The organism is Hymenobacter jejuensis, from assembly GCF_006337165.1.
Lineage (GTDB): Bacteria > Bacteroidota > Bacteroidia > Cytophagales > Hymenobacteraceae > Hymenobacter > Hymenobacter jejuensis.
This window is the reverse complement of record NZ_CP040896.1, coordinates 3,069,554-3,093,793: the sequence shown is the minus strand read 5'-3', so window position 1 is coordinate 3,093,793 and position 24,240 is coordinate 3,069,554. Positions and strand designations below refer to the sequence as shown.

The following is a 24,240-nucleotide window of genomic DNA, read 5'->3' as shown; positions in this document are numbered from 1 at the left end:
TCCTGGGGCAGCAAAGCTCGCTTTGCTGCCCCAGGACTCTTCAGTTGCCTCAGCGAATCAGACAGTTACGCCCGAGCTTCACGCATCAGCCGCTCGATGTCGTCGGCTTCCAGCGGGATATTCTTCATCAAGTCTTCGGGCTGGCTGCGCGTGATCAGGATATCGTTTTCAAGCCGAATACCCAGTCCTTCTTCCCGAATGTAAATACCTGGCTCACAAGTATATACCATACCAGGCTCAAATACCCGGTACTTGGCGCCGACGTCGTGCACATCAAGGCCCAGATAATGCGAAGTGCCGTGCATGAAATATTTTTTGTAGAGCGGCGCGCTCGGATCCTGATTTTTCACGTCCGATTCGGTGAGCAAATCCAGCTTGATCAGCTCCTGCTCCATGGTGCGCCCCACGGCGGCATGGTAGTCTTCGATGTTGTTGCCGGCCAGCAGGTTGGAAGTAGCAAATTTCATGACCCGCAGCACGGCCTCGTACACGTCGCGCTGGCGCTTGGTAAACGTGCCGTTAACGGGGATGGAGCGCGACAGATCGGCGGCGTAATTGGCGTATTCGGCGCCGAAGTCCATCAGCAGCACGTCGCCGTCTTTGCATTCGCGGTCGTTGGAAACGTAGTGCAGAATGCAGGCGTTGGCGCCCGAGGCAATGATGCTGCCGTACGCCGGCCCGCGCGAGCGGTTGCGTACAAACTCATGTACGATCTCTGCCTCGATCTCGTATTCCCACACCCCGGGCTGCACAAAGCCCAGCACACGCCGGAAGGCCTTTTCGGTGATGTTCATGGCCTCGCGCATCAACCGGATTTCTTCTTCCGACTTGATGGCCCGCAGGTGGTGCATAATGGGCGCCGCGCGGCGGTAGTCGTGCAGCGGGTACTGGGCCTTGATTTCCTTGATAAAGCGCGCATCGCGGGTTTCGACCTCGACCACCGACCGGATGTGCTCGTTGGAGTTGAGGTACACGTGCTCGGCTTCGTTCATGAGGGCAGTCAGCACCTGCTTGAAACTATCGAGCCACATAATCGTCTTAATACCAGACAGTTGGCGCGCCTCGTCTTTGGTGAGCTTGTAGCCTTCCCAAACCAGAATCAGGTCGCTGGTTTCGCGCAAAAACAGGATTTCGCGGTGCTGGGGCAGCTTGGCATCGGGAAAAAGCAACAAGATGCTTTCCTCCTGATCTACACCAGAAAGGTAGAAAAGGTCGTTATTCTGCCGGAAGGCCATCGTCCCATCGGCGTTGGTGGGCATGATGTCGTTAGAATGGAAAATTGCCAACGACGCCGGCAACAGCTGCTGGGTGAAGTTGCGCCGGTTGTGAGTAAACAAAGTTGGGGCGATGGAGCCGTAACGCATGGGCGATAATGGTTGGGTTGACGGACGCAAGTTAAAAACTCGCTTGGCATCCGCTACTTTAACAATCGAGCCGGCGACGGCGGGACCGCATCGGCACCCGAAAAAAGCTGCCCCGCCTGACGGCAGGTTCTGTATTTTTGCCGCCCTTCCGTTTAGCTTCGCTTGCTATGCCAGCCACCGACCGCGCCGTCCTGCTCATTCAGACCGCCTTTATCGGTGACGTCATTCTGGCTACGGCCCTGCTGGAGCGCCTGCACGCCACCGAACCGCATACGCCCGTCGATATACTGGTGCGCAAAGGCAATGAAGGTTTGGTGAAAAGCCACCCGTATGTGCGCAACGTGCTGGTGTGGGACAAGAAGAAGGCTAAGTACTTGGGCCTTTTGCGGTTGCTCCTGCAAATACGAAAAATGCGCTACGAGCGCGTTATTACGTTGCAGCGCTTTGCCTCCACGGGTTTCCTGACGGCTTTTTCGGGAGCAAAGAAGCACATCGGGTTCGACAAAAACCCGCTTTCGTTTCTGTTTACGATGGCCATTCCGCACGTTTTTGATGCGGGCGTGCACGAGGTAACGCGCAATTTGAACCTGCTCGACCCCGCCGACGAGGTTCCGCTGACGCCGCCGCGCCTCTACCCTACCCCCGCCGACGAGGCCGCGGCCGCGCCGTACGCGGCGGTAGGCGGCTATATCTGCATCGCGCCCACGTCGGTGTGGTTTACCAAGCAGTTTCCGGAGGAGAAATGGGTGCAACTGCTGCACATCTTGCCGTCCCAATACACGGTATATCTAATCGGGGGCCCACCCGATGTGGAGGCCTGCGAGCGACTGCGGCTCACCAGCGGCCGCGCCAACGTCGTGAATCTGGCCGGCAAACTATCGTTGCTGGCTTCAGCGGCCCTGATGCGCAGCGCGGTGCTTAATTACGTCAACGATTCGGCGCCCATGCACTTGTGTTCGGCGATGGGGGCACCTACGTGCGCCGTATATTGTTCTACAGTACCGTACTTCGGTTTTGGCCCGCTCAGCCCGTTCTCCCGCATTGTGGAACTCAAGGAACCGTTGGCCTGTAAGCCCTGTGGCCTGCACGGCTACCGCCAATGCCCTCTCGGCCACTTCTATTGTGCCCACGGCATTCGCCTTGAGCAGCTTACCGAAGCGCTAGCCGAAGCCGAAGCTTGGGCCGCGGGCCAAGTGTAACCTCCTAAACCTTCTGCTTTGGGGCCGGTTTTAGCTACCTTTGCAGATTCTATTCTTCGCTCCGATCCGATGCCTGATTACGACCTGCATGAGTTGCCCAACGGCATTCGTGTTCTCCATAAGCAAGTTCTACACACCAAAATTGCGCACTGCGGCTTCATGCTCGACATTGGTTCGCGCGATGAAAAAACCCATCAGCTTGGTCTGGCTCACTTCTGGGAGCACATGGCCTTCAAAGGCACCGAAAAGCGCCGCTCGTTTCACATCCTCAACCGCCTCGAAACGGTGGGCGGCGAGTTGAACGCGTACACGACCAAGGAGAAAATCTGCTTCTACGCGTCGTTGCTCAGCACGCATTTCGAGCGCGCTTTTGAGCTGCTGACCGACCTGACATTCAACTCCATATTCCCGGAGCGCGAAATTGAGAAGGAGCGCACCGTGATTCTGGAAGAAATGTCGATGTACCAGGATGCGCCCGAAGATGCCATCGTCGATGATTTCGACGGCGTGATTTTCGGCGAGCACGCCTTGGGCCACAACATTCTGGGCACGCGCCAGAGCGTATCCAGCTTCCAGCAGCCCGATTTCCGACAGTTTCTGGCCGAAAACGTGCGCACCGATCGGTTGGTGTTCAGCTCGGTGAGCAATCTACCGTTTAAAGAGGTGCTGCGCCTGGCCGAAAAATACCTGGCTCCGCTGCCCTCTCGCCTGGGCGAGCGGCCGCGTACGCCCTTCAACCATTACCAACGCCTGGAGCAATTGGAGCGCCGGCCCATCACGCAGGCTCACTGCCTGATCGGTGGCCCGGCCTACGCCATTCAGGACGAGCGCCGGATTCCGTTTTTCATGTTGTCCAACATTCTGGGCGGCCCTGGCATGAACTCGCGCCTCAACCTGGGCGTGCGCGAAAAATACGGCCTCGTGTACACCATCGACGCCACCTACAGCCCCTACACCGATACGGGCTTATTCGGCATTTACTTCGGCACCGAGAAAAACCAAGTCAAGCGTACTATCTCTTTGATTAACAGAGAGTTAAGGATTTTACGCGAAAAGCCGTTGGGCTCGCTCCAACTGCACACGGCCAAAGAGCAGCTCATGGGCCAGCTGGCAATGGCCGAGGAAAGCAACGGCGGCCTGATGCAGTTACTCGCCAAAAGCACCCTCGACATCGGGCGCGTAGAGCCGCTGACCGAGATTTTTGACCGAATCAAGCGCATTACGGCCTCCGAATTATGCGAATTGGCCAATGACGTGCTACGCGAAGACAATTTGAGCGTATTGCAGTACGTCCCCGAATAAGTACCAAGCTTTCGTAGCGTGCCGTTTACCCTTGCTCACCCTGCCTTAGTCCTGCCCCTGATTCGGCCGCTGCGCCGGTGGTTGTCGGCCACCGGTTTGGTGGTGGGGTCGATGGCGCCCGACTTCGAGTATTTTTTTCGGCTGCGCTCCAACCGTGGGCACGCGCACAACCTGCTGGCGCTGGTGTGGTTTGATCTGCCGCTGAGTTTGCTGGTGATCGCGCTGGTGCACGGCGTTGTGCGCAAGCCTTTGGTGCGCTGCTTGCCCACCGTGCTCCACGACCGGCTCGGCTGGATGGCCGAAAAGCCATGGCCCCTCACCAATCTTTGGAGCGCGCGGGTGCTGCTGGCAATTGCGATCGGCAGTTTGTCGCACTTGCTCTGGGACGGCTTCACGCACATAGGCTACATAGCGGATTTGCTGCCTTTCCTGAAAAAAATCGTGGCGGGCCGACAACTTTTGGGCTGGCTCCAGCTCATCTCTTCGGTGCTGGGCCTGCTGGTGGTGGGGTGGGCCATTTGGCGGCTGCCCAAAGTGACGGGCCCCAAGCGGCTGGATCACATTCATCGGCAAGCTTTCTGGCGGGTCAATTTTTTTTTGATGCTGGTGATCTGGGTGGTGTTTCTGCTCATCAACCAAATTGAAGGCCACCGATTGATCGTGCCCATTATCGTGTCCGGCATCAGCGCCAGTGCCGCGGCGCTGGTTCTGTCTTCGGCTGTTTTGCGCAATCCCTGGCGCAGCGCCCATTCTTCCACCAAATCATCCGACTCGCTCCGTGATCCAGGACGAAAATCACGCCTACGCTGAGGCGCATACTTCGCCCGAATCGGCGGTATTACAGCGTCTTAACCGCGAAACGCATGTGCAGGTACTGGCGCCGCGCATGCTTTCGGGCCACCTGCAAGGGCGCGTGCTCAGCATGCTCAGCCACATGATCCGGCCGCGCCGCATCCTCGAAATTGGCACGTACACGGGCTATTCGGCGCTGTGTTTGGCCGAAGGCCTGGCACCGGAGGGTGAACTCCATACCATCGAGCAAAACCCCGAATTGGAGAGCCGCATCCGTCGTTACATTACCGAAGCGGGCCTCTCCGACCGTATTCACGTCCACATCGGCGAAGCGCTGCACGTTCTGCCCACGCTCGCCGAAACCTGGGATCTGGTGTTCATCGACGCCGATAAAATCAACAACGACGCCTACTTCGAGCTGGTCATTAATCAGGTGCGGCCGGGCGGTTTCGTGCTGGTTGACAACGTGTTGTGGAGCGGCAAAGCCCTCGACTCGCACCAAGCCAAGCCTGCCGACAAAGACACCCACGCCGTGCGTGCTTTCAACGACAAAATTCAGCAGGACAGTCGCGTGGAGAACGTACTTCTGCCAATTCGAGACGGAATTTTATTGATCCGTAAATTATTGTAAATCAATTACTTGTATATAAAGACATCGTGAAGCAGAAGTCGAGCTTCTGCGGGTGTTAAACATTTCGGGCAATAGGGCGTCTAAGCGACCATGTATTTGCCTGTGATGTTATGAGAACAGCGTTATCAATTCTATTTTTTCTGGGCGCTGTTTGGTCGGCCCAAGCGCAAACCACCGCGGCCGGCCGGGTACTGGATGCGGCTGACCAGTCGCCGCTGATCGGGGCCAACGTGGTCTTAATTCACCTGCCCGATTCGACGAAGCAGGGAGCCGCCGCCGACCCCACCGGCGCTTTCGAGATCACCGGGCTGGAGCAGGGCCGCTACGTGCTCACCGTTTCCTTCCTGGGATATCAGACGCTGCGCCGACCTGTAGAGGTTGGGACACAGCCACTTGCATTAGGTAATATAACTCTGCAAACGGGCGGCGTGACGCTAAAGGGCGTTGAAGTGGTGGGCAAAACGCCCGCCGCCGTCCAGAAAGGCGACACGGCCCAGTACAACGCCAACGCCTTCAAAACCAACCCCGACGCCAACGCGCAGGACCTGATCACGAAGATGCCGGGCGTCACGACCCAAAACGGCAAGGTGCAGGCCCAAGGCGAGGACGTGCAGCGCGTGCTGGTAGACGGCAAGGAGTTTTTTGGCAACGACCCCGACGCGGTTCTGAAGAACGTGCCCGCCGAGATCATCGACAAGATCGAAGTCTTCGACCGTCAGAGCGATCAATCGCAGTTTTCGGGTTTCAACGATGGCAACACGCAGAAAACCATCAACATCGTAACCAAGCCGCAGTTTCGCAACGGGCAGTTTGGGCGATTTGTGGCCGGCGTGGGCGGCGGCTCCCAAACGGGCAACAGCAGTTGGGCCGAGCGCTACCGCGTGAGCGGCAGCTACAACATGTTTCGCAACAACCAGCGCATTTCCATTGTGGCGCAGTCCAACAACGTAAACGAGCAGAACTTTGGCACTGAGGACTTGCTGGGCGTGGTAGGCAACAGCGGGGGCGGCGGACGCGGCAACCGCGGTGGAGGTGGCGGACCGGGCGGCGGGGGCAACCGTGGCGGCGGGGGCAACGCGGGCGCCAGCAACTTCCTCGTCAACCAGAATGGGGGCATCACGCGCACCAACGCCATCGGCGTCAACTATTCGGACTTATGGGGCAAAAAAACGCAGGTAACCGCCAGCTATTTCTTCAACCTGAGTAATAACACCAACAACAGCAACACGTTTCGGCGGTATGCGGGCACCAACCAAGGCCAGACGTATCAGGAAAACTCGCTGGAAGGCAGCCGCAACATCAACCACCGGTTTAGCCTGCGCCTGGAGCACAAGATTGACACGGCCAACTCCATTTTGTTTATTCCGCGCCTGTCGGTGCAGCAAAACAACGGCACCAGCAACCTCGACGGCATTACGCTGCTCGGCGATCAGCAGCGCGGCAACGTGGTCAGCAACTACCGCTCGCATCTGACGGGCGTTACCTCGTCGAACCAATTGTTGTATCGGCACCGCTTCGCCAAAGCTGGTCGCACGATTTCGCTGGATTTGAACGCCAACTACAACGACAAAGACGGCAACAACAACCTCTTTTCTAATTCGCGCAGTGTATCGCGCATTGCTGGTACCCTGCGCGATACCACCATCGAAACGCGCCTCGACCAGTATTCGCGGCTGTTGCAGACGGGTTGGCAGCTGAGTTCGGGGGTTTCGTACACCGAGCCACTGAGCAAAACGGATATCCTCCAGCTGAACTACAATGTGTCGTACGCCCCGAATGATTCGGACAAAAAAACCTACGACTTCGCCAATGACACGGGCGACTATACCAGCCTGAATCAAGGCCTAAGTAACGTATTCACCAGCAGCTACTTAACCCAAGGTATCGGGGCGAGTATCCGGCGACAAACGCGTGATTTTCAGGCGATGATTGGTGTCACGGGCCAACGGGCAGATTTGAACAACCGGCAGCAGTTCCCCGCCGCCGGCAACCTCGACCGCACCTACTACAATTTCCTGCCGAACGCCATGCTGCGCTACAACTTTTCGCGGCAGAAGAACCTGCGGTTCAACTACAACGGCCGCACGGCGGCCCCCAGCATCAGCCAGTTGCAGGAAGTCGTAAACAACGCCAACCCGCTGCAACTGACTACCGGCAACCCCAACCTGAACCAGCAGTTTCAGCACACGGCCACGCTGCGCTATTCGGCTGCTAAGCCCGAAAGCTCGACATCTTTCTTTGCTGGCGTATTTGGCTCATTTACAAATAATTACATCACTAACAGCACTTTTGTAGCGCCCCAGGACACCGTAATCAACATCAACGGCGGACGGGTGCTTTTGCCCGTAGGCGGCCAGCTGACCCGCCCCATCAACCTGGGGCAGCAGTATTCGGTACGGGCGTTTGCGGTGTACGGGCGGCCCATAAGCGCCATCAAATCCAACCTGAACCTGAACGGTTCGGTGGGGTATTCGCGCACGCCCGGTCTTAATAACAACGTGGTCAACTACTCGCAGTCGCCTTCCGGGGGCTTGGGCGCCACGCTCAGCAGCAACATTAGCCCCAAAGTAGACTTCACGCTTTCGTCGAACGGCAACCTGACCTACGCTCGTAACACGGTTAATACCCGCCTCAACACCAACTACTACGTGCAGAACAGCGCCCTGCGCCTGAGCTGGATTGTGGGGCCGGGCTTCACGCTGCAATCCGACGTGACGCACCAGTACAACAAGGGCCTCTCCGGCAGTGGCACGCAGCAATACGTACTCTGGAATGCCAGCCTGGGCAAGAAAGTATTTGAGAATCAGCGCGGTGAATTCAAACTCTACGCCTTCGATATCCTGAAGCAGAACCGCAGCATCCAGAACAATATCTCGGCGGCGTACAACGAAACCGTGACCACCAACATTTTGCAGCAATACTTCATGGTGATGTTTACCTACAACCTGCGCAACGGCAACGCCGCCCCGGCCAGTCCGGAGGGCCGCGATGGCCAGCGCGGTGGGTTCCCCGGCGGCTTTCCGGGCGGGCGCCCAGGCGGTGGCGGCACAGGTGGCCCACCACCCGGCGGTGGCTAAAACCGGGCTGCGCATGGGAATTTGCGGGTGAGCGCCTCGCCACCCCAGGATTTTTCCGCTATTTTGTAAACTGACAGCGGCCGTGAACATGGTGTACGCGACCGCTGTCAGTTCTTGCGCATCCATGAAAAAACTCTTGCTTACGTGGCTTTGCCTGCTGCCCTTTCTGGCAGTTGCTCAGAGCGTTACGGTTCCCAATACCCTTGATTTTGCGGGTTTGCACCTGCGCTTCACGCCCGGCGGCCGGACGGCCGTGCAGCAGAAAGTAGACGCCCTACGCCGCTATCAGCCGTCTTTTCAGGCTCGCGTGGATCTGGCCGATGCGTATTTCCCGATTATCGACCGGGTATTTCAGGCCGAAGGACTGCCGCAGGATTTTCATTACCTCGCGCTTCAAGAGAGCGGCTTGCAGGGCGAGGCGCAGTCCATTCACGATGCCATTGGCTACTGGCAGTTCAAGCGCGAAGCAGCCCTGGATTTTGGGCTGGTCATGAACGATGTGGTAGACGAGCGCAAGCACATTGTGGCCTCCTCGCACGCAGCGGCGAAATATCTGCTGCGCAACAATGCAGCGCTGCACAATTGGGCCAATACGCTGCTGAGCTACAACCTCGGGCTAAGCGGCACCAAGCCCTACACCCTGCCCACCGATGCAAACGCTTCGGAAATGGAGATTTCGGAACAGACTCATCCTTACATACTTACATTCTTGGCGCACAAAATCGCCTTTGAATCGGCGGTGGGGCAGAATCCGAAACCCCCGATGATCTTGCAGGAATTTCCGGCGTTGGCCGGGCAGCAGTTGCCCGTCATTGCCCAATCCTTACAAACCGACCCCAACGAACTTGCCAAGCACAATCGGTGGCTGCTCAATGGCGCAGCCATTCCCAGCGACCGCGCCTACACGGTACTGGTGCCCATCACCGACGAAATTCAGCTGACCGCCATTGCTGCCCAGCAGCGCACGGCTACGGCGGGCCAGCTTCTGAACCAACCCCAGATTGACCCCGAAAATGCCGAATTCGTCCGCATCAACGGGCTGCGTGCCATTGTGGCTCTCCCCGGCGACACCAAGGAAACTCTTGCCAAGCGTGCTAAGCTGAAGATGCGTAAGTTCATGCAATTCAATGACTTATTCGCATTCGACAACATCGTGGTAGGCCAACCTTATTTCGTGCAGAAAAAGCGCGATAAGGCTGCCGTAGAGTACCACGTTGCCCAATCCGGCGAGAGCGTCGCGACGGTATCGCAGAAGTACGGGGTGCGCGCAAAAGCCATTTTCAACAAAAACCGCATGGCCCGCAACGAGGATCTACGGGTGGGGCGCGTGTTGTGGCTTCAACATACGCGTCCGCGCGATGTGGCCGTGGAATACGCCGAAGGAAAAAATGAAGTAGCAATGGCTGCTTTTGAGCGTCCGGCAGCCGCCCAGACGCCTGCTCCGACTTCGGTGGCCAAGCCTGCCAAATCCCGTACCGCAGAGGCAGAGCCATATAAAGGCCGCGTTTCCTCGCAAAGTCGTGCGCTGGAAGAAGCATCCGATTCGGATAGCTTAGCGACAGAATCGGTGGCGGCGCCCACGGATAGCGTAAACGATGCGGGGATGGAAAACCTCAATGATTTGCCCAATGCAGCCCCTGCCCAAACGCAGCCGGCTCCTCAACAGGCCAACGCACGGGTATATTCGGGTCAGCCCGCTTCAAAACCGGCCCCTGCCCCTGTAGCTGCTGAGCCCGCAACCGAAATATCCATGGATACTACAGCAGCAGCTGTACCAGCAGTCGTTGACACAACGGCAAAAGTGGAACCCGTTGTAAAGGACAACCCAAAAATTGTGTTGCGCGATCCTGCTCCGGCCAAGGCCCCGGTAGCCATGCCCAAACCTGCCGCTGCGACTGCATCAGCTTCTCCCCAGCCGAGTTCGGTAGTTGTACCTGCCGCTGCTGTAGAGCCTCTGCCTGCGAACGGCATCCATATTGTGCAGAAAAGCGAATCGCTTTACAGCGTGGCGCGGCGCTATGGCATTCGTCCCGCCGACCTTGCTGCTTGGAACGACTTGCCAGCTAACCCTTCGCTCAGGCTCGGCCAGACGCTCCGGGTGACGCCGCCTGTGGCAGCTGCTGCGGCGGCTGCACCGGTTTCGCCAACGCCAAAACCAGCTACTCCAGCCACTCCAGCGCCTTCTCCCAAGCCAGCGTCAGGAGCTTCAACTCCTGCTCCGACGGCAGTTACCACTGTTCGGCACACTGTAGCGGCCGGCGAGTCGATGTACGGCATCTCGCGCAAGTACGGCGTCACCATCAAGCAGATCATGGAGTGGAATGGCAAGCCCGACTTCAACGTACACCCCGGCGAAGTCCTGACAATTCAGGTAGCCAAATAGCTTCTACAACACCTGTTACGGACAGCAAAAAGGGCAGCCATGTGGCTGCCCTTTTTGCTGTCCGTAACTTAGACAATTGGGTTACGCAAAAGCGTAGTCCTGCCGGGAGATTTTGCGGGTGCGCGACTCAAGCAGTTCGATTACTTCCGCATCGCTGGCATAGCGATCGCCTAGGTTGACGAAGTTGCGGGCGAGCAAATCGTAGCGCTTGGTCATCAAGTAAAAGAAGACGTGCAGGAAGTGAATACCATCAAACACAATTGCTTCATTATCAGCATATTGCGCTATATTCTTGCGAAAGCTGATTGGGTGTTCAGTCCAGTGCATGGCGGGCTTGAGGTGGTGGCTGATGTGGTATCCGTCATTCCAGCACTTATGGTTGTACTTGGTATTGATGCAAGTGATGCTGTTGGTGTAGCAGTTGCCGGGCGTTTCGGAGCGGATAAAAGCGTGCTGGGCCCAGTTGCCGAGCATCATCACGATCCGCGAAATCACCAAAGGCAGAATAAAAACCGTGACCGTAGCCTGCCAGTTGACAAAGCACAGCGCTACGCACAGCGCGATGAACACAAACTCGCCCCGCGCCGAGCGCATAAGCAGCTTTTTCTTCTTCATAATGATGAAGTAATGAAAGAGCCGCGGCAGCCCCAACACGATAAAATCGCTGAGGTAGTGCAGAAAACCAGCCAGTGAGTCGCGCTGGTAGAACATGGTGGAGCTGCGGTCGTCCGGCAGGTTGTTTTCCGGATGGTGCATGCCCATGTGGTGGCTAAAATAGGTTTCCGGCGTCTGGCCAAACATGGGACCCAGCACCCACGGAATGTAATTGTTGAGAAACTTGTATTGCTTTTTGAACAGGATTCGGTGCGATGTGCAATGCAACATCAACCCGAAAGGTCCTTTGAAATAAAAGTTGTTCAGGCCCTGATAAGCAATGGCTACCACCCACCATTGCCAGCCCGTAACGCCGGGCACAAACAGCAAAATAGCCAGCGGGAGCAACGTAACACTCAGAGCAATAATAAGATGCAAAAAAGGCAAGTCCCGAGGGTCTTGGCACAAGGTGAGTAGTTTTTCATCAAGCCACGAGGGGTGTTCTATCTTCTGGTAGACGGGGTCCGTGGAGGGCAACAATGTTTTCATGGGCAAATGCAACAAACAGGATAGGACCCTCTTCGAGAGCGTCCAGGACATTCTTTAGTTTATATAACTATCTGGATAATAATAACTTATATAACTCGACTACAGCAATACTGTCCAGTTTAGTTCCGTATAGTGGAGCTTATTTTGTACATCTGAGCCGTGTCGTCGGCTAAGGTAGCGCTTTAATAACTGGTACGCCTGAGCTTGCGCCGCTTACCCTGGTTCTACTTAGGCGGGCTGCGACTGATCGGCCGGCTCAAAAGCAACCATTTCTCTGGCCACACTGGCTGCGGCGGCGGCTTACTTGACTACACAAAAAGCTCGGCTTTCGCAACTTTCCTTTCCCGCGCTTCGGCGGTAACTTTACAGAACGCTTCGCGCCGGTCTGTTTAACCTTTGCTCCCATGCCTGTATTCTCGCACCTTCACTGCCACACGCAATATTCGCTTCTCGACGGTCAAGCCAGCATCGCTTCGCTGATGAAAAAGGCCCAAGCCGACGGCATGCCCGCCGTGGCCCTCACCGATCACGGCAACATGTTCGGGGCGTTTAACTTTGTGGCGGAGGCAAACAAGTACAACGTGAAGCCTATCGTGGGCTGCGAGTTTTACTTGGTCGAAGACCGGCACAAGAAGAGCTTCAGCCGCGAGAAAGGCGAGCGCGACATTCGCTACCACCAACTGCTGCTGGCCAAGGACCAAGCCGGTTACCACAACCTCGCCAAGCTCTGCTCGATGAGCTTTATCGAGGGCGTGTACTCGAAGTATCCGCGCATCGATAAGGAGCTGCTGCTGCAATACCACGAAGGCCTGATCGCGACTTCCTGCTGCATCGGTGCGCAGGTACCGCAGGCGATTTTGTGGAAAAGCGAAGACGAAGCCGAAGAAATTCTGAAGTGGTGGATCGACGTGTTTGGCGACGATTATTACATCGAGCTGCAACGCCACGGCTTGATGAACATCGACAACACCGGCAAAAGCCAGGAAGACATCAACCAAGTGTTGCTGAAGTGGGCCAAGAAGTACAACGTCAGAACCATTGCCACCAACGATTCGCATTATGTTGAGCAGCAAGACTTTGCGCCGCACGACTTGCTCTTGTGCGTAAATACGGGCGAGGAGCACAGCATTCCGGTGGGCGACTTTCAGACCCAGTATTTCCGCTTGGTGTCGGCCAACAACGAGGTGCACTACGACCACCTCGACAAGCTGCGCCACCTCGGCAACAAGGACGAGATCATGCGGCGCCAGCTCATGCGCATCGACGAGCAGCAGCAGATGCCCAAGCCCCGCTCCCGCTTCGGTTTCCCCAACGACCAGTTTTATTTCAAGAGCCAGGCGGAGATGATCCATCTCTTTGCCGACGTGCCCGAGGCGATTGACAATACCAACCACATCGTCGACAAAATCACGCCGCCCAAGCTGCAGCGCGATATTTTGCTGCCCAACTTTCCGCTGCCGCCCGAGCACCCTACCGCCGACGCCTTCCTGCGCTTTCTTACCTACAAGGGCGCTTTCGAAGGTCCGCGGCCCCGGTATTCAGAGCGCACGCCCGAAATCGAAGAGCGCCTCGACTACGAGTTGCGCGTGATCGAGACGATGGGCTTTGCAGGCTATTTTCTTATTACTCAGGACTTTATCAACCACGGCCGTAACATCGGCGTGGCTGTAGGGCCGGGCCGGGGTTCGGCGGCGGGCTCGGCGGTGGCCTACTGCATCGGCATCACGAATATCGACCCGATCAAGTATTCGCTGTTGTTCGAGCGCTTTCTGAATCCGGAACGTGTGTCGATGCCCGATATAGATATCGACTTTGACGACGTGAACCGCCAAAAGGTAATCGACTATGTAGTAGGTAAATACGGCAAAACGCAGGTCGCCCAGATCATTACGTTCGGTACGATGGCGGCCAAGTCGTCGATTAAGGACGTGGCGCGGGCCATGGAGCTGCCGCTGCCCCAGACCAACGATCTGGCCAAGATGGTGCCCGAGCAAGTAGGCACGACGCTGGCCAAGGCCTTTGCCGAAAACCAGGAGCTCGACATGATTCGCCGCGACGAGGCGCCCGACAACCTGCGCGGACAAATCCTGCGCTTGGCCGAGCGTCTCGAAGGTTCGGTGCGCAACACCGGCATTCACGCCGCCGGCGTTATCATCGCTCCCGACGACATTACGAAGTACATTCCGGTTTCGACATCGAAGGACTCGGATCTGCTTGTTACGCAGTTTGACGGCAAGGTAATCGAGTCGGCGGGCATGCTGAAGATGGACTTCCTGGGCCTCAAAACCCTGACCATCATTGTCGACGCCATCAACCTGATCGAACGGAACCACGGCGTCAAGATCGACATCGACGATATTCCGATCGACGACGAGAAAACCTACCAGCTCTACCAGCGCGGCGACACGATTGGCACGTTCCAGTTTGAATCCGAGGGCATGCGCATGTACCTCAAGGACCTCAAGCCGACCAACATCGAGGACCTGATCGCGATGAACGCGCTCTACCGGCCGGGTCCGATGCAGTTCATCCCAAACTTCATCAACCGCAAGCACGGCCGCGAGCCCGTCGAGTACCCGCACGAGTTGCTGGAACCCATCCTGAACTACTCCCAGGGCATCATGGTGTACCAGGAGCAGATCATGCAGACGGCCCAGATCTTGGCCGGCTACTCGCTCGGCGGCGCCGACCTGCTGCGCCGCGCGATGGGTAAGAAGGACATGAAAAAGATGGCCCTGGAGCGCGAGAAATTCGTGGAGGGCGCCAAGAAGCTGCATAGCATTCCCGCTAAGAAAGCCTCCGAGGTGTTCGACGTGATGGAGAAGTTTGCGGCCTATGGCTTCAACCGCTCGCACTCGGCCGCCTACTCAGTAGTCGCCTACCAGACTGGCTACCTCAAGGCCCACTACCCCGCCGAGTACATGGCCGCCGTGCTCACAAACAACATGGGCGACATAAAGAAGGTAACGTTCTTCATCGAAGAGGCTCGTAAACAAGGAGTTGCGGTATTAGGACCCGACGTAAACGAATCTATCCTGAAGTTCAACGTGAACGACAAGGGTCAGATTCGCTTTGGCATGGCCGCCGTGAAAGGCGCCGGCGAAGCGGCCGTGGAAGAAATCGTGCGGGAGCGTGAAAACGCGGGGCCGTACTCCGACATTTTCGACTTCGCCAAGCGCGTGAACCTGCGGGCTGTCAATAAGAAAACCTTCGAAAGCATGGCTCAGGCTGGCGCGTTCGATTCGTTTGAGCGCTATCACCGCCGGCAGTTCATCGAAGCGCCTGCTGGCGACCAGAACCTCATCGAGAAGTCGATGCGCATGGGCCAGCAGCACCAAGCGGCTAAAGAATCGGCGCAGCACAGCTTATTCGGCGCTGGGGCTTTCGGAGCTGTGGCCGCGCCGCTGCCCAAAGTTGTGGATATGGAGCCGTGGAGCCCCACCGAGAAGCTGCGCCGCGAAAAGGAAGTAGTGGGCTTCTACCTTTCGGGCCATCCGCTGGATGACTTCAAGCTCGAAATCGACTCGTATTGCACCTGCGGCCTCGACAAAATTGAGACGTATAAAAACCGCGATATCACGGTGGCCGGGCTGATCTCGAACGTGCTATTCAAGACGACAAAGACAGGGCAGCCGTTTGTGTCGTTCAACATCGAAGACTACGATTCGTCGCTGAACCTAGCCTTGTTCCGCGACGATTATTCGAAGTTCTCGGGCCTGATTAACCCCCGCAACTACGACAAAGAGCAGGTGCCGCCCATGTATATCCGGGGCAAATACCAACAGCGATTCCGCGATTCGGATCAGTTTGAATTTAAGGTTCTTACCATGGAGCCGCTTTTCAACGTAGCCGAAAAGCTATCGAATGGTGTGCGCGTGCAGCTCGATCTGCGCACTATTACCGAGCCGTTTATGGACCGGTTTATGGCGGCTGTGGAAGAAGCGCCGGGCTCTAAGAAGCTGGAAATCAAGTTTGCGGAGCCGCACGAACACCTGACAGTGGACACGTATTCGCGGCGCTACCGCATCGAGCCGAAAGAATTTATCCGGAAGATGCGCGAGATGGAAATTGACGCTTGCCAACTGATTTAAACTTTTCGAAACTCTGCCACTCTGGCCGGTTGAACTTTCCGGCTCGCATCTTGTTGAACACGCAATCTGCTACCTTGCATCCCCATTGCTCGTAAGAAGCAGTTTAACGTAATTCACAAAACCCCTACTGTTATGGGACACAAAGCCATCGAAATCACCGATGCTAACTTCGATCAAATTATCAATTCCGATCAGCCCGTGCTCGTAGACTTCTGGGCCGAATGGTGCGGACCTTGCCGCATGGTAGGCCCAGTAGTAGAAGAGCTGGCCGGCGAATACGAAGGCCGCGTTGTGGTGGGCAAGGTCGATGTCGACTCCAATCCTCAGACTTCCGCTAAGTTCGGCATCCGCAGCATCCCGACACTGTTGGTGTTTAAGAACGGTCAAATCGTAGATAAGCAAGTAGGCGCCGTACCGAAGCACGTTCTGGCCCAAAAACTAGACGCTCAGGTTACTGCCTAATTACCAGTTGCATAGTCAGACAAAAAGCCCCGCTGCCAGATTTGGCAGCGGGGCTTTTTGCATTTGGCCCGCTCAGAGGTTAGCGTTGGTAGCCATACCCACGGTCACGGTCGCGGCCGTGGTCGTTGTGGCGGCGTTGGGCCTCGTAGCGGGCACGTTCGGCAGCGCGTTGCTGGTCGGCGCGGCGTTGTGCCTCATAACGGGCGCGCTCCTGAGCCACACGGCGTTCTTGTTCGCGCTGGTTCTTGCGTTGCGAAGCTTCGTAGCGGGCACGCTCACCAGTCGACGTATGGCGGTCGTTGTTTCTATACTCTTCGGTACGGCGGCCGTCACGCTCGTGATCCGGAATGATGGTGGCAGCAAAAGAATTGGTGGTGGCCAACAGGCCCACAGCAGCAACAAACGAAAGCAAGGAAGTTTTCATGGGAAAGCGGTTAGGAAGGATTGCCAGAATAACAAAACAGGTTGGCTATCAAAGCCTTACTGCTGAGGCAGCGTATAATACGCTGCTGATATCCCTTAGGCAAGCCTAATGCCAGCTCCCCGAAACCCTAAATCGGGCTATATATATAACCATTTGACTATCAAACATTTGCACAAAACCATATCAAAAGCAATCGACAGATAGCGCGAATTGACCGATAGAATAGGGTTAGAAAATTTCTTCGGGAATGCCCGCCAAGGCTTCCGTGGGCGGAACTTGTCGTGGCCGGGTGCCGCCGAAGATGGTAAAGTTGGGGGCAAAGTAAATGGGCAGTGTAAACGTCATGGCCGTGGGCACGTTGTATTCGCGGCCGGGCAGGAAGGCGGGCATATTTGCCACCACACGACGCGCCTCGTTGTCGACGTCGGGAGCTAGGCCGCGGACAACCTGCACGTGGCTCACCCGGCCATCTTCGCCCACTGTGTAAGACACGTAGACTTTGCCCGTGATGTTCTTGCGGCGCGCGGCCTTCGGATATTCTGCGTTGCGGGCCAGATACTGCAACAGCCCTGCCTCGCCACCCGGAAACTGCGGCACCTGCCGGCGCTCCACGGTAGCGGCCGCGTGCGTGCCGTCGGCGTTGTAGAATACAGTGCCCATCGACCGGCCTTTGTCGAGCTGCTCAATGGCGCTGAGCTGGCCCGTGTTGTAATAGTAGCGCCATTCGCCGTGCGGCCGGCCGGCTACGTAGTGCCCTTCGGAGCGCTTCTGGCCATTGCGGTGCACCGATACCCAACGGCCCACGCGCTGGCCGTTGTCGTATTCGCCGCGGTTGCTCACTTTGCCATCTTCGTACCACGCGACATACACGCCATCGGCTTCGTCGTCGCGGTAATGCACTTGGCTGGCGCGAGCGCCGTTGGCGTAATACCACGTAAACTGCCCACTGCGGACCGGAGGCTCGATGGTGGAAAAAGTGCCGCGCAACAGCAACTGCCCCGCCAACGAATATTCCTGAATGGCGTACGTGCCCGCGCTCTCGTTTTTGCGCTCGATAAGTCGGTAATGAGTAGCGCTGTCGGGCACCGTGGCCTCGTCACGGTCGTTGAGGTAAACGGCGGGCATGTTCTGCGCTGCCGCGGCCCACGGAGCAACTAGGCAGACAAATAATGCGACGAGACGGGTTTTCATACGCGCAGGCAATTCAAGGTAATCAGGGCCTTACGAAAGATAGGAACAGGCTCGACAGCAGCCAAAAAAGCCTATCGGTTACTTAAAAAAATGCTATATTTCATAAGCAGTAGTCAGTTTCATTCACTCTTTTTTCCCACCCTATTCCCTATGAACCGCGTTCTCACGCTCCTTTTTCCGTTGGCTTTCGCGAGCCTAGTCGCTCAGGCCCAAGACACTACCGCCGTGCATAAGCAAACGGCCGTGCAACACAGCACCTCAGCAGTTACTACCAAAAAGGTAACCAAGCCCGCCGTAGCCAAAAAAACGACTCGAACGACGACAACTTCCAAAGTAGGAGTGCCGGCGCCGAGCACAACCGCGCAGCGTACCACTACCGTCAAGCGGACAAGTCCGCCTGCCAAACCTACTCCTGGCAAAAAAACCACTACGACTACCACAACTACTACCAAAAAAGATTTATAGCGCCACAGGAATTGCCGATTGAGAAAGTCGCAACGATTAACACTGCTAATTGTCAATTTCACAAAAAAGGGCTCCCAGAATTGAGAGCCCTTTTTTGTGAAACTATTGCAACTGAATCGGTCGGTTCAGGCTTTCTTCCAGAGAAATGAGGGTTTCAGTGCGTTCGATTCCGTCGATGAGCTGAATCTGGTCATGCAGAACGTCGCGCAGGTGCTGGGTATCGCGGCATACCAGCCGAGCGAAGATGCTGTAGTTGCCGGTTGTGTAGTTGATGTTCACGACTTCCGGGATCTTGTGCAGTTGCTCGGCCACGTTGTTATACATCGAGCTTTTCAGCAGATAAATGCCTAGAAAGGCAATGACACCGTACCCAAGCTTCTGATAATCAATGCGTAACGTAGCACCCTGCACAATGCCGAGCTCTTCCATTCGGGCCATGCGCACGTGCACGGTGCCCCCCGAAACATGCACCTTGCGGGCGATTTCGGTATAGGGCATTTTCGCGTCGTCAATCAAGAGCGCTAAGATTTTGCGGTCGGTGTCGTCAAGTTCGTAATTACGGGCCATTTTGCAACAGGTTGATTATCGATTTGGCAATGATTCAGAACGAATATTAAAAAGTATGTAAATTTTCAATCATAAGTTTGCCAAAGTTTTATAATAAAGAATCATCTACTACATTTGTCATAATCCAACGCGAACGGCGGGGGAAAGATAAACAACTTGTAGAATGTTGGAATTGGCAGACAAGCCCTCCTCTCTCGGGGGTGAAGATTTGGGATAAACTGGTCCGGCGGCCGGCTAACTGCTTCGTGGAGGTTCGAACCCTTCTTCTACAGCTGAAAATTGGGAATACCGAAGAGGGGAAAAACCGGGACGTATCTGGGTGGGTGCGTCTCTTTTCAGAAGGCTGCATCTGGGTGGGTGCAGCCTTTCTTTTTGGCGCGGCATCAGGTATAATCAGGCCGCAAAGCTGGTTCACTAGCGTGAGAATCTTGTGAAAAATCGGGCAAAGCTCGCTTTTTCCAGTTGTAAAACATACTTCTTCCAAAAGATCAAGAGCCCCTTGCGCAACAAAAGTTGCACGAGGGGCTCTGCTTTTTTTACGGCGACTGTCTACCAAAACCGTTGCGTTAAGCCAAGTATCACGTTGTTTCGGCAGTTGATTTCGGGATCTGAGATTAACCGCCCCCTTCGTTAGTGCTGCTGCACAGCTACTGGTTGGGTTTGTTGGCGGTACTGTTGCAGGCCAGCATCCAGAAATTTCACAAAGGTCTCAATATCAGGCTCATAGGCAACAGGCGTTACCAAAGGCTTATTGCCTGCATCATCGGGGTTTAGCAGCACGTAATAGGGCTGTGCATTCACACCGTAGGCATCTATTTGAAAATCAGCGTTTTGCTTGCCTAATGTAGTTTTCTGCTGGCCGTCGCGCTTGGAAGTATACCACTCGTTTTTGGGCAGTTCAGCTTTGTCATCTACGTAGAGGGCGACCACTACATAGTCATTGCGAAGGCGCTGCAGCACTTGTGGGTCGCTCCACACCGTAGCTTCCATCTTGCGGCAGTTGACGCAGGCATGGCCGGTAAAATCGATGAAAATGGGTTTTTTCTGCTGGCGGGCGCAACGTTTGGCCTGCTCCAGATCGAAGTACCCTTGTAAGCCGTGTGGCAACTCGAGAAAGCTGGCGAAACGCGGTGTTTCGCATAAGCTATTAACGGCTGGTACGGCCGGACTGGCGTTGGCCAAAGAGAAATCGTGATTTGACTGCGGCGGCAAGTAGCCCGCCAGCAAGGGCAGCGGCGCCCCTACCAAGCCCGGCACCAAATAGACCATAAAGCTAAACGAGAGCACCGCCATCAGCAGGCGAGGCACACTCAGGTGCGTCAGCTCGCTGTCGTGGGACAGGCGGAACTTGCCCAGCAGGTAAAAGCCCAGCAGCGCCGAAAGCACGATCCAAAGAACGATGTACAAGTCGCGGCTGAGCAGGTTCCAGTGGTAAGCTAAGTCCGCCATACTCAGGAACTTAAGCGCCAGCATCAGTTCAACAAAGCCTAGCACCACTTTTACTGTATTAAGCCAGCCGCCTGAGCGAGGTAAGCCTTTCAACCAAGATGGGAAAATGGCGAATAAAGTAAACGGCAGCGCAAACGCCAGCGAAAAGCCGAACATGCCTACAATTGGCATCATGGTTTCGCCGCGTGCGGCCAAGCCGAGCACTGTTGCCACGATGGGGCCCGTGCACGAAAACGAGACCAGCACCAGCGTGAAGGCCATAAAGAATACGCCGAGCCAACCGCCTTTGTCGGCTTGGGCATCAGCCTTGTTGACCAAGGCGTGCGGCAACGTGATTTCAAATAGGCCCAGAAAAGACAAGCCAAATACCACAAACACCACAAAGAACAGCAGATTAGGCAGCCAGTGCGTAGCCATAAAGTTTGGCCCATCTTCGCCCAGCAGCCGAGCCACAACAACACCTATTATGGTGTAAATCAAGATGATAGAGAGACCATACACCAGCGCCTTCAGAATACCGCGCGCCCGCGTATCGGAGCCGCCGGTGAAGAACGAAACCGTCATGGGCACCATCGGAAAGACACAGGGCGTAAGGAGGGCTGCTAGGCCGGAGATGAAGGCCAGCACGGCAAAACTCCATAAGCCGCCGCTCGTGTTGCTGGCCGAGGCGGCAACCCCAGCTGTAATAGGCGCGCCAGGACCTACGGTAGTGATGGGCGTAGTGGGCTGCTGCTCAACGGAAACTACCGTAGCCGCAGCAGCTATCGTATCGGAAGCGGGGGCTGGTGCTGATTGATCAGAAGCAACATTTGTCGCGGCTGTCGCAGCGGGGGCGGCAGGTGCTGGAACAGCGCCAGTAGCCGGGGAAGCCGGAGCAGGAATTGCGCCTGTAGCTTTTCCACTTACCTCGATGGGGCCAAAGGTGAGCGTTTCGTTGCCGGGAACGCAACGGCCATCGGTATCGGAGCAGGTTTGGTATTCAACGTCGGCTTTGATGCTGAGGGCGCCTGGCTGCAGCACTTTGATACGCTGCTTAATCTGGCCGGTTTTTTCGAAGTACGTAACGTCGCCGCCGAAGACTTTGTCAAATTTCTTTTTGGCGCCGATGGATTTGGGAGCGCCCACAAGCGCGTAGGCAGGACTTGTGGCAAAAGTGAAGGTGAAGACTACCGGTCCCAGATCCGGATCGAAGTCGGTGGCGTAGAGGTGCCACGTATCGTTCATGCGGGCATTAACGATCAGGTCCAGCTCTTCCCCCACTTTCGCCGTGGGGTTGCTGACCGCCGTAGCGAGCTTGGTGGGCGTAAGGATCTGAGCGGCAGCCGACAATAGGCTAAGCCAGAGCAGCAGCGGCAACAGAAGAAGTTTGCGGGGGGCGAACATGGAAAATAATTTGTTCAGCGGAATAAGTCTGATTTTTCCCTGCGGGGAACCAGATCAACAAACAAAGAACGGCAGGAAGTGTCACAAAGCCGCAATGAACCCTGCGCGCGTCCTTGGAGTTACTACTATTTTGGAATGCCTAACGTCTTGCGAAGTGGCTTAGTTTACGGGAGCGGGAACCGCTTGGGCATATTCTCGTACTTTTGTGAAGCAAAGGGAGCCGGACCGATCGAGTCGAAGCTTCCGCATCTATGGGCTTAAACATTTTTTTCACCGTTCTGCTGGTGTTGCTGAACGGATTTTTTGTGGCGGCGGAGTTTGCGTTCGTCAAAGTTCGCCTCTCGCAGATTGAGGTTAAAGCACAGAGCGGCAATCGCTTGGCGCGCCTTGTGCAGAGCATGCTGCACGACCTCAACTACTACTTATCGGCTACGCAGCTCGGCATTACGCTGGCCTCGCTGGCACTGGGCTGGGTTGGCGAAAGCGTAGTGGCCGAGGTTGTGCTGGCCATTATTCATCAGCTTGGGCTCAAGCTTGAGCCGGGTACGGTGCACAACGTAGCGCTGGCCACCTCTTTCTCGCTCATTACCATTATGCACATTGTGCTGGGCGAGCAGGCGCCTAAGGTACTGGCCATTCAGAAACCCGAAACTACCAGCATTGCCATTGCCGTGCCGCTGTGGGCATTTGCGAAAGTTACGTTTCCGCTCATCTGGCTCCTCGATAAGCTCTCCAACCTGGTAGCTGGCCTTTTCGGCGGACAGGCCACGCACGCTGCCGATGTGCACTCAGCCGAAGAAATCCGGCTGCTGCTCGACCAGAGTAAGCAGAGCGGCGAGATCCACGAGTCGGAACACGAGATGATCGAGAACGTGTTCGAGTTCAACGATCGGATGGTGAAGCAGATTATGGTGCCGCGCACCAAGCTGGCGGCCATCGACGTGAATGCTCCGCAGGAACAAGTGCTCGAAGCCGTGTACACCGAGGGCTATTCGCGGATGCCAGTCTACGAAGGCAACATCGACAACATTGTGGGCATCCTGTACGTGAAGGACTTGCTGCAACTGATCCGGCGCAACGAAACCATCGTGTTGCCCAAGATTATGCGGCCGGCCTACTTTGTGCCCGAAACCAAAAAGATCAACCGGCTGCTTCGCCAGTTTCAGCGCAAACACATGCACATCGCCATCGTGTCGGACGAGTTTGGCGGCGTGTCGGGCATCGTTACCATCGAAGACATCATCGAAGAGCTAGTTGGCGAAATTCAGGATGAGTACGATAACGAGGTGCCGGTGGTGGAGAAAGTCTCCGAAACCGAATACCGCGTCAATACCTCCACGCCCATCCCCGACGCCAACGAATACCTTCCCTATCCGCTACCGGAAGGTGAAGACTACGAGACCGTTGGCGGCTTGCTCAACGTGATTTACGGCAACATTCCCGAAGTCGGCGACGTGGCTGTCCTTGACAACTACGAGTTTCGGGTGCTGAAACGCTCACGGCGGTCGGTGGAGCTGGTGCAGCTTCGCGTAACCGTTCCGCAAGAACGCGAAGAGGTTTCGGACGATGGATTGTCTTTATAACATAAACACTTGACAATCAAACATATACAAAGAGAGCCGACTACACGTAGTCGGCTCTCTTTGTATGTCCCCGTTGTGCCTAACCTTTTGCCGGCACTTCTGCCGCTGGCTCAAACCAACTAGCATACAGCACATAATTATCGGCGGTGCGGCGCAGGTTGGCTAATTGTTCGGCGCTTACCGGTTTGATTTTACGAGCCGGAACGCCCGCGTAGAGGTAGCCCGGTTCGCACTGTGTATTTTCCAGCACCACGGCACCCGCGGCCACGATGCAGCCCTGCCCGATCACGGCGCCGTCCATCACAATGGCGCCCATCCCGATCAGCACGTCGTCTTCTACGGTGCAGCCGTGTACGATGGCGCGGTGGCCGATGCTCACGCGGGCTCCGATGGTCGTGGCCGCCTTCAGGTAGGTGCAATGAATGACCGCGCCGTCCTGAATGTTGGTGTGGTCACCGACACGAATGGCGTTTACGTCGCCGCGCACTACGGCCGTAAACCAGACGGTGCAGTGGGCACCCAGCACCACGTCGCCGACGATGGTAGCATTATCGGCCAGGAAGCAATCGGGACCAATTTGGGGCAACACCCCTTTGACAGGAAGAATGAGAGCAGGCATGGAAGTCAGGTAAATATTCGCTAAATTAAATAGAAGCTGATGGGTGCTGTGCATCAGCTTATTACGACATTCCCTTAGCCGGGATGAGCGTCTGTTGCCTATCGGGCTGCGGCGA

At 56.1% G+C, this 24,240-nt stretch carries 17 protein-coding genes; 10 read left to right on the top strand and 7 right to left on the bottom strand.

Annotated features, from left to right (window positions below; translation table 11 throughout):
* Positions 1 to 65: 65 nt before the first annotated feature.
* Positions 66 to 1,364 carry an aminopeptidase P N-terminal domain-containing protein gene (locus FHG12_RS12865; protein ID WP_139516113.1) on the bottom strand — a complete coding sequence of 433 codons (1,299 nt, stop codon included), beginning with the start codon at positions 1,362 to 1,364 and terminating at the stop codon, positions 66 to 68.
* Positions 1,365 to 1,531: 167 nt separating this feature from the next.
* Between FHG12_RS12865 and FHG12_RS12860 the strand changes: the two genes are divergently transcribed.
* The 6 genes from FHG12_RS12860 (at position 1,532) to FHG12_RS12835 (ending at position 10,748) form a co-directional block, all read left to right on the top strand.
* Positions 1,532 to 2,563, top strand: coding sequence for a glycosyltransferase family 9 protein (locus FHG12_RS12860; protein ID WP_139516112.1), 1,032 nt, complete (start codon positions 1,532 to 1,534; stop codon positions 2,561 to 2,563).
* 69 nt (positions 2,564 to 2,632) lie between these two features.
* Positions 2,633 to 3,865, top strand: coding sequence for a M16 family metallopeptidase (locus FHG12_RS12855; RefSeq protein ID WP_139516111.1), 1,233 nt, complete (start codon positions 2,633 to 2,635; stop codon positions 3,863 to 3,865).
* Positions 3,866 to 3,883: 18 nt separating this feature from the next.
* On the top strand, positions 3,884 to 4,675 hold the full coding sequence (locus tag FHG12_RS12850; protein ID WP_139516110.1) for a DUF4184 family protein: 792 nt from the start codon (positions 3,884 to 3,886) through the stop codon (positions 4,673 to 4,675).
* Positions 4,644 to 5,288 carry an O-methyltransferase gene (locus tag FHG12_RS12845; protein ID WP_139516109.1) on the top strand — a complete coding sequence of 215 codons (645 nt, stop codon included), beginning with the start codon at positions 4,644 to 4,646 and terminating at the stop codon, positions 5,286 to 5,288. The genes FHG12_RS12850 and FHG12_RS12845 overlap by 32 nt, the downstream gene beginning before the upstream one ends.
* A 110-nt stretch (positions 5,289 to 5,398) precedes the next feature.
* Positions 5,399 to 8,365, top strand: a complete 2,967-nt coding sequence (locus FHG12_RS12840; RefSeq protein WP_139516108.1) for a TonB-dependent receptor — start codon at positions 5,399 to 5,401, stop codon at positions 8,363 to 8,365.
* Between the two features lie 124 nt (positions 8,366 to 8,489).
* Complete coding sequence (locus FHG12_RS12835; RefSeq protein WP_165699392.1) at positions 8,490 to 10,748, top strand: LysM peptidoglycan-binding domain-containing protein; 2,259 nt, start codon at positions 8,490 to 8,492, stop codon at positions 10,746 to 10,748.
* A gap of 81 nt (positions 10,749 to 10,829) precedes the next feature.
* On the opposite strand, the gene FHG12_RS12830 is transcribed toward FHG12_RS12835, so the two are convergent.
* Positions 10,830 to 11,891 carry a fatty acid desaturase family protein gene (locus FHG12_RS12830; protein WP_139516106.1) on the bottom strand — a complete coding sequence of 354 codons (1,062 nt, stop codon included), beginning with the start codon at positions 11,889 to 11,891 and terminating at the stop codon, positions 10,830 to 10,832.
* A 404-nt stretch (positions 11,892 to 12,295) separates the two neighbouring features.
* Between FHG12_RS12830 and dnaE the strand changes: the two genes are divergently transcribed.
* Positions 12,296 to 15,982 (top strand): DNA polymerase III subunit alpha, encoded by a 3,687-nt coding sequence (gene dnaE / locus FHG12_RS12825; RefSeq protein ID WP_139516105.1) that lies wholly within the window; start codon positions 12,296 to 12,298, stop codon positions 15,980 to 15,982.
* Positions 15,983 to 16,114: 132 nt separating this feature from the next.
* Positions 16,115 to 16,444, top strand: a complete 330-nt coding sequence (gene trxA / locus FHG12_RS12820) for a thioredoxin (protein ID WP_139516104.1) — start codon at positions 16,115 to 16,117, stop codon at positions 16,442 to 16,444.
* 79 nt (positions 16,445 to 16,523) lie between these two features.
* On the opposite strand, the gene FHG12_RS12815 is transcribed toward trxA, so the two are convergent.
* A complete protein-coding gene (locus FHG12_RS12815) occupies positions 16,524 to 16,868 on the bottom strand; it encodes a hypothetical protein (RefSeq protein WP_139516103.1) in 345 nt (114 codons plus the stop codon).
* A 228-nt stretch (positions 16,869 to 17,096) separates the two neighbouring features.
* A complete protein-coding gene (locus tag FHG12_RS12810; protein ID WP_139516102.1) occupies positions 17,097 to 18,059 on the bottom strand; it encodes a TonB family protein in 963 nt (320 codons plus the stop codon).
* Between the two features lie 150 nt (positions 18,060 to 18,209).
* On the opposite strand from FHG12_RS12810, the gene FHG12_RS12805 reads away from it, so the two are divergent.
* Positions 18,210 to 18,524, top strand: a complete 315-nt coding sequence (locus FHG12_RS12805) for a hypothetical protein (protein ID WP_139516101.1) — start codon at positions 18,210 to 18,212, stop codon at positions 18,522 to 18,524.
* A gap of 102 nt (positions 18,525 to 18,626) precedes the next feature.
* Here FHG12_RS12805 and FHG12_RS12800 read toward each other — a convergent pair whose 3' ends face one another.
* Together FHG12_RS12800 and FHG12_RS12795 are read right to left on the bottom strand one after the other, a co-directional pair.
* Complete coding sequence (locus tag FHG12_RS12800) at positions 18,627 to 19,091, bottom strand: Lrp/AsnC ligand binding domain-containing protein (protein ID WP_139516100.1); 465 nt, start codon at positions 19,089 to 19,091, stop codon at positions 18,627 to 18,629.
* Positions 19,092 to 19,721: 630 nt separating this feature from the next.
* Positions 19,722 to 21,923: a protein-disulfide reductase DsbD family protein gene (locus tag FHG12_RS12795; protein ID WP_139516099.1), complete on the bottom strand. Its 2,202-nt coding sequence runs from the start codon at positions 21,921 to 21,923 to the stop codon at positions 19,722 to 19,724.
* A gap of 251 nt (positions 21,924 to 22,174) precedes the next feature.
* On the opposite strand from FHG12_RS12795, the gene FHG12_RS12790 reads away from it, so the two are divergent.
* Entirely contained in the window at positions 22,175 to 23,506 is a 1,332-nt protein-coding gene (locus FHG12_RS12790; RefSeq protein ID WP_139516098.1) for a hemolysin family protein, read from the top strand.
* A gap of 79 nt (positions 23,507 to 23,585) precedes the next feature.
* Here the strand turns inward: FHG12_RS12790 and FHG12_RS12785 are convergent, their stop codons facing one another.
* A complete protein-coding gene (locus tag FHG12_RS12785; protein ID WP_139516097.1) occupies positions 23,586 to 24,125 on the bottom strand; it encodes a gamma carbonic anhydrase family protein in 540 nt (179 codons plus the stop codon).
* Positions 24,126 to 24,240: the final 115 nt, after the last annotated feature.